13 protein-coding genes are annotated in these 12,414 nt (G+C 69.2%); 10 read left to right on the top strand and 3 right to left on the bottom strand.

All coding sequences use genetic code 11. From position 1 onward, the window contains the following. The first annotated feature begins 80 nt into the window (after positions 1-80). Positions 81-1,346: a sulfite dehydrogenase gene (soxC, locus tag KCI33_RS03775; protein WP_212523426.1), complete on the top strand. Its 1,266-nt coding sequence runs from the start codon at positions 81-83 to the stop codon at positions 1,344-1,346. Beyond that, complete coding sequence (locus KCI33_RS03780) at positions 1,330-2,388, top strand: c-type cytochrome (protein WP_212523427.1); 1,059 nt, start codon at positions 1,330-1,332, stop codon at positions 2,386-2,388. Before soxC ends, KCI33_RS03780 begins: the two co-directional genes overlap by 17 nt. 280 nt (positions 2,389-2,668) lie before the next feature. On the opposite strand, the gene KCI33_RS03785 is transcribed toward KCI33_RS03780, so the two are convergent. Further along, complete coding sequence (locus tag KCI33_RS03785; protein ID WP_212523428.1) at positions 2,669-3,163, bottom strand: flavin reductase family protein; 495 nt, start codon at positions 3,161-3,163, stop codon at positions 2,669-2,671. 187 nt (positions 3,164-3,350) lie between these two features. On the opposite strand from KCI33_RS03785, the gene phnC reads away from it, so the two are divergent. The 5 genes from phnC (at position 3,351) to KCI33_RS03810 (ending at position 8,097) form a co-directional block, all read left to right on the top strand. Next, positions 3,351-4,172, top strand: a complete 822-nt coding sequence (gene phnC / locus KCI33_RS03790) for a phosphonate ABC transporter ATP-binding protein (RefSeq protein ID WP_212523635.1) — start codon at positions 3,351-3,353, stop codon at positions 4,170-4,172. A gap of 53 nt (positions 4,173-4,225) precedes the next feature. Then, complete coding sequence (gene phnD / locus KCI33_RS03795; protein ID WP_212523429.1) at positions 4,226-5,140, top strand: phosphonate ABC transporter substrate-binding protein; 915 nt, start codon at positions 4,226-4,228, stop codon at positions 5,138-5,140. Between the two features lie 64 nt (positions 5,141-5,204). Then, positions 5,205-6,077 carry a phosphonate ABC transporter, permease protein PhnE gene (gene phnE / locus KCI33_RS03800; protein ID WP_212523430.1) on the top strand — a complete coding sequence of 291 codons (873 nt, stop codon included), beginning with the start codon at positions 5,205-5,207 and terminating at the stop codon, positions 6,075-6,077. Beyond that, positions 6,074-7,390: a phosphonate ABC transporter, permease protein PhnE gene (gene phnE, locus KCI33_RS03805; protein ID WP_212523431.1), complete on the top strand. Its 1,317-nt coding sequence runs from the start codon at positions 6,074-6,076 to the stop codon at positions 7,388-7,390. Before phnE (KCI33_RS03800) ends, phnE (KCI33_RS03805) begins: the two co-directional genes overlap by 4 nt. Before the next feature lie 74 nt (positions 7,391-7,464). Beyond that, positions 7,465-8,097, top strand: a complete 633-nt coding sequence (locus KCI33_RS03810) for a chloramphenicol acetyltransferase (RefSeq protein WP_212523432.1) — start codon at positions 7,465-7,467, stop codon at positions 8,095-8,097. A 142-nt stretch (positions 8,098-8,239) separates the two neighbouring features. Here KCI33_RS03810 and KCI33_RS03815 read toward each other — a convergent pair whose 3' ends face one another. Both KCI33_RS03815 and phnF read right to left on the bottom strand, forming a co-directional pair. Next, the gene (locus KCI33_RS03815; RefSeq protein ID WP_212523433.1) at positions 8,240-9,421 is read right to left on the bottom strand and encodes an alpha-D-ribose 1-methylphosphonate 5-triphosphate diphosphatase; all 1,182 of its coding nucleotides are present in this window, start codon (positions 9,419-9,421) and stop codon (positions 8,240-8,242) included. Positions 9,422-9,501: 80 nt separating this feature from the next. Then, positions 9,502-10,212: a phosphonate metabolism transcriptional regulator PhnF gene (gene phnF, locus KCI33_RS03820; protein ID WP_212523434.1), complete on the bottom strand. Its 711-nt coding sequence runs from the start codon at positions 10,210-10,212 to the stop codon at positions 9,502-9,504. Between the two features lie 104 nt (positions 10,213-10,316). On the opposite strand from phnF, the gene phnG reads away from it, so the two are divergent. The 3 genes from phnG to KCI33_RS03835 are packed head-to-tail and all read left to right on the top strand — an operon-like array spanning position 10,317 to position 12,411. After that, on the top strand, positions 10,317-10,760 hold the full coding sequence (gene phnG / locus KCI33_RS03825) for a phosphonate C-P lyase system protein PhnG (protein WP_212523435.1): 444 nt from the start codon (positions 10,317-10,319) through the stop codon (positions 10,758-10,760). Further along, positions 10,760-11,329 (top strand): phosphonate C-P lyase system protein PhnH, encoded by a 570-nt coding sequence (phnH, locus tag KCI33_RS03830; RefSeq protein ID WP_212523436.1) that lies wholly within the window; start codon positions 10,760-10,762, stop codon positions 11,327-11,329. The genes phnG and phnH overlap by 1 nt, the downstream gene beginning before the upstream one ends. Next, positions 11,329-12,411 carry a carbon-phosphorus lyase complex subunit PhnI gene (locus tag KCI33_RS03835; RefSeq protein ID WP_212523437.1) on the top strand — a complete coding sequence of 361 codons (1,083 nt, stop codon included), beginning with the start codon at positions 11,329-11,331 and terminating at the stop codon, positions 12,409-12,411. Before phnH ends, KCI33_RS03835 begins: the two co-directional genes overlap by 1 nt. Positions 12,412-12,414: the final 3 nt, after the last annotated feature.

Raw genomic sequence — 12,414 nt, forward strand, 5'->3', positions numbered from 1 at the left:
GGGTGGGGCCCGCGCGGCACCGCCCCAGCAACCCATCATCTCTGCACGCAAAGTGCTGATCTCTGCAGGAGGTTGGAGAAATGACTGACAAGTCTGGACCCTCGACCACCCGGCGCGGCTTCATGAAAGCCGGTCTCGCCGCGGGGGGCGCGGTTGCCGCCGGCGGCGCCGCACATGCAGCGGGCGACCCGCTGATCACCGAAGTCCAGGAATGGGCCTCGATCACGGGCGAGGGCGTCGACGCCACGCCCTACGGCCTGCCGATCCGCTTCGAATCGGACGTGGTGCGCCGCAACGTGGAATGGCTGACCGCCGACACGATCTCGTCGATCAACTTCACGCCGATCCACGCGCTTGACGGCACGATCACGCCGCAGGGCTGCGCCTTCGAGCGTCACCACTCGGGCGCGATCGAACTGAGCAAGGACGACTACCGGCTGATGATCAACGGCCTGGTCGACACGCCGCTGGTCTTCACCTACGAAGACCTGGAGCGTTTCCCGCGGGAAAACCGCGTGTATTTCTGCGAATGTGCCGCCAACACGGGCATGGAATGGGCCGGCGCGCAGCTGAACGGCGCGCAGTTCACCCACGGCATGATCCACAACATGGAATACACCGGCATCCCGCTGCGCACGATCCTCGAAGAGGCCGGCATCCAGGCCGGCGCCAAGTGGATCTATGTCGAGGGCGCCGACGCCTCGTCGAACGGCCGCTCGATCCCGCTGGAAAAGGCGCTGGACGACGTGATGATCGCGTTCAAGGCCAACGGCGAAGCCCTGCGCAAGGAGCACGGCTACCCGGTGCGCCTCGTGGTTCCGGGCTGGGAAGGCAACATGTGGGTCAAGTGGCTGCGCCGCGTCGAAGTGACCGACGCCCCGGTGGAAAGCCGCGAAGAGACCTCGAAATACACCGACACGCTGGCCGACGGCACCTCGCGCAAATGGACCTGGGAGATGGACGCCAAGTCGGTCATCACCTCGCCCAGCCCGCAGTCGCCGATCAAGCATGGCCCCGGCCCGCTGGTCATCACCGGCCTGGCCTGGTCGGGCCGCGGCACCATCCCGCGCGTCGACGTCACCACCGACGGCGGCAAGACCTGGCACAAGGCTCGCATGGACGGCGTCAGCCTGAACAAGGCGCTGCACCGTTTCTACCTGGAAATCGAATGGGACGGCTCGGAGATGTTCCTGCAAAGCCGTGCCCATGACAGCACCGGCTATGTGCAGCCGACCAAGGCCCAGCTGCGCGAGGTGCGCGGCCTGAACTCGATCTATCACAACAACTGTATCCAGACTTGGTGGGTCAAGTCGAACGGGGAGGCAGAGAATGTCGAAATTTCGTAATCTGGTGATCTGCACGGCGCTGGCCTCGGCGCTGGCCGCGGGCCCCGCTCTGGCCGGCAAATACGGCCTTGGCCGCCCGGCCACCCCGGACGAGATCGCAGCCTGGAACAAGGACGTGCGCCCCGACGGCACCGGCCTGCCCGAGGGCTCGGGTTCGGTCGAGGACGGCGAGATGATCTTCGCCGAGAACTGCGCCGTCTGCCACGGCGACTTCGCCGAGGGCGTGGGCAACTGGCCGAAACTGGCCGGCGGCCAGGACACGCTGGACCACCAGGACCCGCTGAAGACCGTGGGCTCCTACTGGCCCTACCTGTCGACCACCTGGGACTATGTGAACCGCTCGATGCCCTTCGGCAACGCGCAGACGCTGAGCCCCGACGAGGTCTATGCGATCGTCGCCTACATCCTCTACTCCAACGACCTCGTGGACGATGAGTTCGTGCTGTCGAAGGAGAACTTCCTCGAGGTCGAGATGCCGAACGCCGATGGCTTCATCATCGACGACCGTCTCGAGGCGGAGGCGCATTTCTGGAACCCCGAGCCTTGCATGGAAAACTGCAAGGAGAGCGTGGAAATCACCATGCGCGCCGCGGTTCTGGACGTGACCCCGCAGGAGGAAGGCACCGAAGAGGCCGCGGCCGAGCCCGCCGCCACCGAGGAGGCCGCCCCGGTCGAGGCCGCCGCAACCGAGGCGCCGGCCGCCGCGGCAGTGGCCGCCGTCGATCACGAGCTGATCGAGGACGGCGAGAAGGTCTTCAAGAAGTGCAAGGCTTGCCACCAGGTCGGCGACGACGCCAAGCACCGCACCGGCCCGATCCTGAACGGCGTGGTCGGCCGCACCGCCGGCACCGCCGAGGGCTTCAAATACTCGGGCGGCGTCGTGGACGCCGGCGCGGGTGGCCTGGTCTGGACCCCCGAGAAACTGGACGAGTTCCTGTCCAATCCGAAGGGCTACATCCAGGGCAACAAGATGTCCTTCGCCGGCCTCAAGAAGGACGAGGACCGCGCCGCGGTCATCGCCTACCTGAGCACCTTCCAGTAATCGCGACGTCACGCGATCTTGCGGGCGGCCCTGGCGGGCCGCCCGTTTGCGTTCCGGGCGGAGCCTCTCAAGCCGTTCGATGAATTGGCCCGTCTCGCGCGGCGGCCGGGACGCGCGCGCCGCGCTGCGCGAACAGGCGGGTGGGGCAACGGTCTTGGCGGTGGGGCGCGATGCCGGGCGCGTGCAGCCGGAACGGGCACCATCCGGCCCTTTCGCCGGGCCGCCACAGGCGGCCTCTGCCCTCGTCGCGAGGTCCGCCCGTCCTGCCTGGAAGGCGCCGTCACGCGAAGGGGGCGAAGCCGCCGTATCTTCCGCCCAGAAACACCAGCGGCGCGCCCTCGCGCTGCACCGCCTCCAGGACGCGCCCGACAATGATCGCGTGATCGCCGCCGTCGTGCACCGCCTCCTGCCGGCACAGGAACCGCGCCAGCACCCCCTCCAGCAACGGCACCCCGCCGGGGCCGGCCCGCCAGTCGAGCCCCTCGAACCCGTGGCCCGCGCGCGCGAAGCGGCGCGCCAGCGGCTCCTGCTCCGCGGTGAGCACATGGATGGCGTAATCCTGCGCCGCGCGGAACGCGGCGAACCGGGCCGAGCGTTTCGCCGGCGACCACAGCACCAGCGGCGGATCGAGCGAGACCGACGCGAAGCTGTTGGCCGTGATCCCCAGCGGCCCGCCGGGCGCCTGTGTGGTGACCACCGCCACCCCGGTGGCGTAGCGCCCCAGGCACTGGCGCAGGGCAAGGGCGTTCGTCGATCCCGGTTCGAATGCGTCCACCTCAGCTCACCCTTCCGCCTTTGTGACATTGCGCGGCCCGCGCCGCCCTGAGGCAGTTAGCATGTTCGACGAGCAGGGCAAACGTCCCGCGCCGCCCGGCGTCGTTACAAAAGCTTCAGCAAACTGCAACGGCCCCGTCGTCCGCGGCCTGTATCCGGCCCCAAGTGGCTGCAAAGGGGACGATATGCTGCTTAGCGTCGAGACCGTGACCAAGACCTTCGGCCGGAATGTCGCCGTGGACAACGTCTCCTTCACGGTGGACCGGCCCGCCTTCGTGGGCATCATCGGGCGCTCGGGGGCGGGGAAATCAACCTTCCTGCGGATGGTGAACCGCCTGACCGACGCCAGCGCCGGCGCCATCCGCTTCGAGGGGCGCGATATCCTCGGGTTGCAGGGCCGTGACCGGCGCGCCTGGCAATCCGACTGCGCGATGATCTTCCAGCAGTTCAACCTGGTGCCGCGCATGGACGTGGTGTCCAACGTGCTGCATGGCACGCTGAACCGGCGCTCTTCCCTCGCCACCGTCTTCAATCTCTTTCCCCGGGCCGACATCCACCGCGCCATCGACCTCCTCGACCGGCTGGGCATCGCCGAGCAGGCCGCCAAGCGCGCCGAGGCGCTGTCGGGCGGCCAGCAGCAGCGCGTCGCCATTGCCCGCGCCCTGATGCAGGACCCCAGGATCATCCTGGCCGACGAGCCCATCGCCAGCCTCGACCCGATGAACGCGCAGGTGGTGATGGAGGCGCTCTACCGCATCAACCGCGAGGACGGGCGCATGGTCATTGCCAACCTGCACACGCTGGACACCGCGCGGCGCTATTGCGACCGGGTGATCGGGATGCGCGACGGCCGCATCGTGTTCGACGGCACGCCCGCGCAGCTGACCACCGGGGTCGCGCGCGACATCTACGGCGCCGACGCAAGCTTCACCGAATCCGCCACCTCGACCTCGCTCGACGCGCTGAACACCCCTGCGCCGGGCAGGCTGCGGACGCCGGAGACCATCTGAGATTTCATCCGTCCCGGCGCACCGGCGGGGCAAGTTCAACCTGGAGAAAGACGATGAAAAGACTGCTCGCGGCCCTCGTGGCCACCACCGCCCTGGCCGGCCCCGCCCTCTCGGAAAGCCACGGCGGCGGGATCACCGAATTCCGCATCGGCATCCTCGGCGGCGAGAACGCCCAGGACCGCCTGAACTCGAACGAGTGCCTGCGCGCCAAGACCGAGGAACTGCTGGGCGTCGAGACCAAGCTGTTCGCGCCGGCCGACTACAACGGCGTGATCCAGGGCCTGCTGGGTGGCACCATCGACATGGCCTGGCTGGGCGCCTCGGGCTATGCCAAGACCTATCTCGAAGACCCCGAGGCGGTCGAGCCGGTGCTGGTCAAGGTCAACGTCGACGGCAGCTACGGCTACCATTCCATCGGCTTCGCCCGCAAGGACAGCGGCATCGCCTCGCTCGCCGACGTCAAGGGCAAGGTCTTCGGCTTCGGCGATCCCAACTCGACCAGCGGCTACCTGATCCCCTCGATCGAGATCCCGGCCGAGATCGGCGCCTCGATGCAGTCGGGCGACTATTTCGGCGAGGTGAAGTTCACCGGCGGTCACGAGCAGACCATCGTCGCCGTGAACAACGGCGACGTGGACGCCGGCGTGACCTGGGCCGACGGTCTGGGCAACTGGGAGGACGGCTACAACTCGGGCGCGCTGCGCAAGGCGGTGGATGCGGGCCTCATCGACATGAACGACCTGGTCGAGATCTGGCGCTCCAAGCCGATCCCGGAAGGCCCGGTCGTGCTGCGCAAGGTCCTGCCCGAGGACACGAAGGTCAAGGTGACCGCGCTGATGGCCTCGCTCGCCTCGATGGACCCCGATTGCTACTACGGCGTGGCCGCGGGTGACTCCAAGGGCTTCATGCCGATCGGCCACGACGCCTATCTCTCGATCATCGAGGCGCGCAAGGCCAAGTCGAACTGAGGTTTCCAACCTTCCGACGGGTCCCGCGCCGCGCGGGGCCCGTTTCCCATCCGAAAGCAGAAAGATGGCAGAACCCCTTGTCGGACCCCACGGGGGCAGCCCCGACATCCGCGACCACTACATGGTCCTGACCCGCCGCAAGCGCATGTATGGCGGCCTCGCGCTGGCGATCTTCGCCGCGCTGATGGCCTCCGGCTTCGTCCTGGCCGAGGACCGCAACGCGGGCGGCTTCCGGGACGGCATCGCCAATGTCTTCGACTTCCCCGCGCAGGTGGTGGGCGAGGCCTGGGAAAAGGCCGACCTGCTGCCCGGGCATCTGCTGCATTTCTTCCCCGCGCTGGTCGAGACCGTCAACATCGCCGCCGTCTCCACGCTGGTCGGCGCGCTCTGCGCGCTGGTGCTGTCGCTGCTCTCCACCCGCGGGCTGGCGCGCTTTCCCCGGCTGATCCCGGCGTTCCGCCGCGGCATGGACATCATGCGCGCCATCCCTGAGATCGTGATCGCGCTGGTGCTGATCTTCGTGCTCGGCGGCGGCCCGGTGCCGGCGATGATCGCCATCGCCGTCCACACCGCCGGCGCGCTGGGCAAGCTGTTTTCCGAGGTGAACGAGAACGCCTCGCTCAAACCCGTCGAGGGGCTGGAATCGGTTGGTGCCACCTGGATCCAGCGGATGTGGCTGGGCGTGATCCCGCAGGTCGCGCCCAACTATCTCAGCTACGCGCTGCTGCGCTTCGAGATCAATATCCGCGCCTCGGCCATCCTCGGCTTCGTCGGCGCCGGCGGCATCGGCTACGAGCTGAAGAACGCCATGTCCTGGGGGCAGGGCAAGTTCGACGAGGCCGCAGCGATCTTCCTGCTGCTCTTCGGCGCGATCGTCGCCTTCGACCAGATCTCCGGCCATCTCCGCAACAGGCTCACCACCGGAGGCCGGGCATGACCGACGCCACCGCCCTGCTCAAGGACGAGGCCGACCGCCTCTTCGCCGGCAAGCGCCTGCTGGCCTTCGCCGTCCCGGCCGCGATCCTCGCCTATCTCGCCTGTGTCTTCGTCGCCTTCGACATCCCCGGGCTCTACGACCGCGCGCGCATGGACAATGCCCGCGCGTTGGCCGCCGACAGCTACAGCTACAAGACCCATGTCGCCCGCGACAACCGCACCGGCGAGCTGACCATCGCCATCGAGGGCGAGCGCAAGGGGACCTATCCGCCGGGCACCGCGCCCGATTGGGTCAGCCTGGGCAATGACACGGTGATCGACCTCGGCGGCGGCCATGTGGTGACCTATGCCGGCGAGGCGGTGCGCTACGACGTGCCCGGCTTCGGCCCGATCCTGGCCGCGCCGGGCGCGCGCGGCGTCGAGACCAACCTGAGTGGCAATCTGCCCGGCTGGATCAGCCTGTCGAAAAACCGCCTTGCCGTAGCCACCGAGGCCGGCCGCCTGACCGTCACCCGCAATCGCACCGAGGTGTTCCGCTATTTCACCGGCTGGGAGCTGTTCTTCTTCACCCTCGACAGCCCCTATCACGGCGCCGCGCTGAGCGAGATCCTCGCCGGCGTGCGGCTGGACCCCGCGCGCCCCAATATCGTCGGCGCGGCGCAGGATTTCTGGTCCAACCCCATGTGGCGCCACGGCGAGGTCGCCTGGGCGATCTTCGAAACCGTTCTGATGGCCTTTCTCGGCACCATGGGGGCGGCGCTGATCGCCCTGCCGCTGGCCTTTCTCGCGGCCCGCAATTTCGCGCCGCTGCGCGCGCTGCGCTTCGGCATGCGCCGGGTCTTCGACTTCCTGCGCGGGGTGGACGGGCTGATCTGGACGATCGTGCTCAGCCGCGCCTTCGGCCCCGGTCCGATGACCGGTGCGCTGGCGATCCTGCTCACCGACACCGGCAGCTTCGGCAAGATGTTCTCCGAGGCCTTGGAAAACGTCGACGCGAAACAGATCGAGGGGGTGCAGTCCACCGGCGCGCGCCCCGTGCAGCGCTACCGCTTCGGGGTGATCCCTCAGATCACGCCGGTGCTGCTCAGCCAGGTGCTCTACTACCTCGAATCCAACACCCGCAGCGCCACCATCATCGGCGCCATCACCGGCGGCGGCATCGGCTTGCTTCTGACCCAGGCGATGATCACCCAGAAGGACTGGGAGGAGGTCAGCTATTACATCGTGTTGATCGTGCTGATGGTGATGCTGATGGACTGGCTCTCCGGCTGGCTGCGCCGCCGCCTGATCCGCGGCGATGCGGGCGGGCACTGACACGCCCCCTTCTTCTTGGCAAAAATACTCAAAACGGCGGTGCGCTCGCCGCCGTCGCAACGCTGGAGGTTCCGATGCCCCGCCTGAACCCGGACAAACCCGTCATCCATCCCGACTGCACCCTCACCGACAGCCGTTTCGGCCGCTATGTCGAGATCGGGCAGGGGTCGCGCGTGGCCTATTCCGCGCTTGACGACTATTCCTATTGCGACCGCTACGCCGACATCGCCAACGCGACGATCGGCAAGTTCGCCAATATCGCCAGCTTCACCCGGATCGGGCCCACCGATCACCCGATGGGAAACGCCTCGCTGCATCACTTCCTCTACCGCTCCCACGATTACTGGGACGACGCGGAGCGGGACGACGCCTTCTTCGCGCACCGAAAAAGCCGCCGCACCGAGATCGGCCACGACACCTGGATCGGCCATGGCGCCGTGATCCGGCCCGAGCTCAGCATCGGCCACGGCGCGGTGGTGGCGGCGGGCGCGGTCGTGACCGGGGACGTGGCCCCCTACATGATCGTGGCCGGCGTGCCCGCCCGGCCCCTGCGCGCGCGGTTTCCGCGGGCCGTGGCCGAGCGTCTGATGCAACTCGCCTGGTGGGATTGGGATCACGCCCGCCTGCGCGCCGCGCTGGAGGATTTCCGCGCGCTGCCCGCCGAGGCGTTCCTGGAGAAATACGAAGGGACGGGGAGGGGGGCATAGCGCCACGCCGACGGTTCCCGCCCGGCGGTCACGCCGGCCGGCGCCTCCGCCCCGCCCCCGGCGGGCGCCTCTCGCCCATCTGCGAGGCATGGCTGGACGGGGTATCGCCCAGGAAAAGGGGGCCTTCAGGCGGGTTGACGCCTCACTCCGCCGCCATGTCCAAGCCCGAGATGCGGCCGGCGAAGCGATGCGCGGCCTCGCCCGAGAGGTAGCTCAGCCGCCCGCCCGAGATGGTCATCTCCACCGTCCGGCTGGCCGCGTTGATCACCGCCAGGTCGGCACGCCGGCCATAATCCAGCCGCCCGCGGTCGGGCAGACGCAGGATCTCCGCCGGCCGCGTCGATATCATCGCCCAGGCGCGCGGCAGATCCATCACGCCCTCGTCGGCCAGCCGCCAGGCGGCATGGGCGAGCGAGGGGTAGTGGTAATCCGACACCAGCGCGTCGCAGAGCCCTTCGCGGATCAGGTCCATCGCCGCCACGTTGCCCGATTGCGAGCCGCCGCGCACCACGTTCGGCGCGCCCATCAGCACCGGGTCGTTCATCGCCCTGGCCGCTGCTGCGGCGCGGCGCGCGGTGGGAAACTCGGCGATCCGGGCGCCGATCATGGAATAGCCTTCGCGGGTCTCGCCGTCGGGATCGTCATGGCTGCCATAAGCCACGCCCAGCCGGTCGAAGGCTTCGGCCAGCCGGCACAGGTGGCGCGGCACCTCTGCGGCGCGGGCCAGCGCGGCCTCGGCCAGCGCCAGATGTTCCTCGGCGCTTCGCCCGGTCTGCCGCGCCCAGATCCGGACCACCTCGTGCTTTTCCCGGGCGCCGTCCGGGATCTCGGGCAGGTGGTTGTTGAACACCACATAGTCGATCCCGTGCCGCTCGACCGCGGCCAGCAGGCGCGGGCCGCTGTCCACCAGATGGGTCTCGCAGCGGATCTGCAGGCGCAGGTCGCTCAGCGCCCGCGGCCGGTAGGCGTCGAGCGCGGCCATCAGCCGCTCGGCCTGGTCGGGGCCGCGCTGCCCCCCCTCCCAGGACCAACCCTGGGCCAGCCAAGCGGTGGTGACGCCGTTCGCCGCGGCCTCGCGGTCGGTGCTGGCCAGCCCCAGCTCCAGCGCGAAGGGGGCGCCGGGGCGGGGCGCGACATGGCGCTCGAAGGCGTCGCCGTGCAGGTCGATGATGCCGGGCAGGATCAGGTAGCCCCTGAGATCCACCTCGGGCAGCGGGCCCTTGGTGATCCGACCATCGGCGATCGCCAGCGAGCGCTGCTGCATCTCGCCGTCGCGCAGGATCGTGGCACCGGTGAAGCGCAGGGGAGGAAGGAACGGGGGCATCGGCGGCTCATCTGTGGACTTTGGGTTGTGGATAACCCGGATCTGTATCGCCGATGTGACAGAAAGCCCCGGAAAACAACCTATTCCGGCGTCACCACCAGGCTCACGCGGTCGCCGGCGAACCAGGTGCGCCCGTATTCCACCGGCCGGCCCGCGGGATCGACATTCACGCTGACCGTGCGCAGGACGGGCGCGCCCTCGGCGATCCGCAGGTGCAGCGCCTGGGTCGCGGTCGCGCCCTGAGCCGTCAGCCGGGTCGAGGCGCGGGTGTAGTCGTCGAGCCCCGCGCGGGCCAGCGCCGCGGTGATCGAGCGGGTCTCCTCCAGCGCCGCCAGAAGCCCCGGAAAACGCGCCGCCGGAAAAACCGACCGGAACAGCGCCAGCGGCGCGCCGTCGGCCAGCGACAGCCCCTCGAAGACATGCACCGGCGCGCCGGTCTCCAACGTCAACGCCTCGGCCTCGCGCGCGTCGGCGGGGCGGGTCTCCAGCCGCAGGACCTGCCGTTCGGCCGTCTGCCCCGCGGCCGCGAGATTCTGGTGGAACCGCACCCGCCGCCCGATCGGATAATCGGTCGGCTGCGCGGCGACGAACACGCCCGCGCCGCGGCGGGCGTGCACCAGACCACGCGCGCCCATCTCGGCCAGCGCCCGGCGCACCGTGTGGCGGTTGACGCCGAACCGCCGCGCCAGCGCCGCCTCGGTGGGCAGCTTGTCGCCGGGGCGATAGTGGCCCTCGCCGATCTCTGCGGTCAGGGCGGCGGCGATGGACTTCCAGATCGGGGTGCGGGCCATGCTGTCACCAAAATTTCACACCGCCGCGCTTGTGCGACTCGGGGGGCGGGCGTAAGAATTTGTCTAGTTGTATATAAATCTAGACAAATCGGCAAGCTGTCTACATGGGCAAGATCGACACGAGACAGGGCTGGATCAGCCTGCTGGCCAAGGCCCCGGCCGGGGCGCTGGCGCGGCGCTGGGCGGCGCTGGGCCTTTCACCCGGCTTCACTTGGCTGCGTGCGCCCGAGATCGGCGGCGTGATGGTGCGCGGCCGCATGGGCGCCACCGGCGCGCCCTTCAACCTCGGAGAGATGACCGTGACCCGCTGCGCCCTGCGGCTTGAGGGCGGAGCGGTGGGCCACGCCTATGTGCAGGGCCGCGACAAGGCCAAGGCCGAGCAGGCGGCGCTGCTGGACGCGCTCATGCAGACCGATGCCGCCGCGGAGGTGCGCGAGAAGGTGCTGGAGCCTCTCGCCGCCGAGTTGGAGGCCGCCGCCGCCACCCGCGCGGCCAAGGCTGCGGCGACGAAGGTCGCGTTCTTCACCATGGTGCGGGGAGAGGACTGATGGACACGCAATCCCTGACAGGTGGTTTCGCGGACGCCCCGGTGGAGGCCGCCCGCGCCTTCCGCGCCGCGCTGCAGGCGATGGCCCGGCCCGGCCGGATCGAGGCCATCGCCGGCGCCACGCCGCCCGCGCCGCTGTCGCCCGCAGCGGGCACGCTGCTGCTGACGCTGGCCGATGCCGAGACGCCGGTTCACCTGGCGCCCTCGCATGACCGGCCAGCGCTGCGCGACTGGCTGACCTTCCACACCGGCGCGCCGCTGGTGGGGCCGGGCGAGGCGGTCTTTGCCGTTGGCGCTTGGGCCGCGCTTCAGCCGCTCGACGCCTACCGCATCGGCGTGCCGGACTATCCCGATCGTTCGGCCACGCTGATCGTGGAGATGGAGGGCCTTTCTGCGCTGCGCGCCCGGCTGACTGGCCCCGGCATCAAGGACGTGGCCGCGCTCAGCCTGCCGGACATCGCGGCCTTCCAGCGCAATGCGCTGCTGTTTCCGCTGGGGCTGGATTTCTACTTCACCGCCGGCGACAGGCTGGCCGCGCTGCCCCGCACGACGAAGGTGGAGGCTGACTGATGTATGTCGCAGTGAAAGGCGGCGAGCGCGCCATCGACAATGCGCATTCCTGGCTGGCCGAGGAGCGGCGCGGCGACACAGCCATCGCCGAGCTGTCGGTCGGACAGATCCGCGAGCAGCTGGCGCTGGCCGTCAACCGGGTGATGGCCGAGGGCTCGCTCTACGATCCCGACCTTGCCGCGCTGGCGATCAAGCAGGCGCGCGGCGACCTGATCGAGGCGATCTTCCTGATCCGCGCCTATCGCACCACGCTGCCGCGCATCGGCCATTCGCGCCCGTTGGGCACCGGCGCGATGGCCTGCGACCGCCGCATCTCGGCCACCTTCAAGGACGCGCCGGGCGGGCAGGTGCTGGGGCCGACCTTCGACTATACCCACCGCCTGCTGGAATTCCGGCTGGCCGCCGACGGCGCGGTGCCGCCCACGGCCGAGGCCGAACCGCAGCAGGGGCCGGTGCCGCATATCACCGGCTTTCTCAACCGCGACGGGCTGATCGAGGAAGAGACGGCCAGCGACGAGCCCCCGCGCGACCTGACGCGCGAGCCGCTGGAGTTCCCCGCCTCGCGCGCGCTGCGGTTGCAGGCGCTGGCCCGCGGCGACGAGGGGTTCGTGCTGTCAATGGCCTATTCCACCCAGCGCGGCTACGGCCGCAACCACCCTTTCGTGGGCGAGCTGCGGGTGGGGCAGGTGGCCGTGGAGATGGACATCCCCGAGCTCGGCTTCGCCGTCGAGATCGGCGAGATCACCCTCACCGAGTGCGAGACGGTGAACCAGTTCAAGGGCTCCAAGACCGAGCCGCCGCAATTCACACGCGGCTACGGCCTGACCCTCGGCCATACCGAGCGCAAGGCGATCTCGATGGCGCTTGTCGACCGCGCGCTGCGCTGGAAGGAACTGGGCGAGGACAATGTGGGCGCCCCGGCGCAGGACGAGGAATTCGTGCTGAGCCATGCCGACAACATCCAGGCCACCGGCTTCCTCGAGCACATAAAACTTCCGCATTATGTGGACTTCCAGTCCGAACTTGAACTGGTGCGCAAACTGCGCGCCGAGGCGGGGCAGGCAGGTGAGGCCCGGACATGACCG

It is taken from the genome of Actibacterium sp. MT2.3-13A, from assembly GCF_018139985.1.
Classification (GTDB): domain Bacteria; phylum Pseudomonadota; class Alphaproteobacteria; order Rhodobacterales; family Rhodobacteraceae; genus JAGSOU01.

Coding starts and splice junctions, on each gene's coding strand:
- soxC (WP_212523426.1), top strand. CDS start 81: ATGACTGACAAGTCTGGACCCTCGACCACCCGGCGCGGCTTCATGAAA.
- KCI33_RS03780 (WP_212523427.1), top strand. CDS start 1,330: ATGTCGAAATTTCGTAATCTGGTGATCTGCACGGCGCTGGCCTCGGCG.
- phnD (WP_212523429.1), top strand. CDS start 4,226: ATGAAAAGACTGCTCGCGGCCCTCGTGGCCACCACCGCCCTGGCCGGC.
- phnE (WP_212523430.1), top strand. CDS start 5,205: ATGGCAGAACCCCTTGTCGGACCCCACGGGGGCAGCCCCGACATCCGC.
- phnE (WP_212523431.1), top strand. CDS start 6,074: ATGACCGACGCCACCGCCCTGCTCAAGGACGAGGCCGACCGCCTCTTC.
- KCI33_RS03810 (WP_212523432.1), top strand. CDS start 7,465: ATGCCCCGCCTGAACCCGGACAAACCCGTCATCCATCCCGACTGCACC.
- KCI33_RS03815 (WP_212523433.1), bottom strand. CDS start 9,421: ATGCCCCCGTTCCTTCCTCCCCTGCGCTTCACCGGTGCCACGATCCTG.
- phnF (WP_212523434.1), bottom strand. CDS start 10,212: ATGGCCCGCACCCCGATCTGGAAGTCCATCGCCGCCGCCCTGACCGCA.
- phnG (WP_212523435.1), top strand. CDS start 10,317: ATGGGCAAGATCGACACGAGACAGGGCTGGATCAGCCTGCTGGCCAAG.
- phnH (WP_212523436.1), top strand. CDS start 10,760: ATGGACACGCAATCCCTGACAGGTGGTTTCGCGGACGCCCCGGTGGAG.
- KCI33_RS03835 (WP_212523437.1), top strand. CDS start 11,329: ATGTATGTCGCAGTGAAAGGCGGCGAGCGCGCCATCGACAATGCGCAT.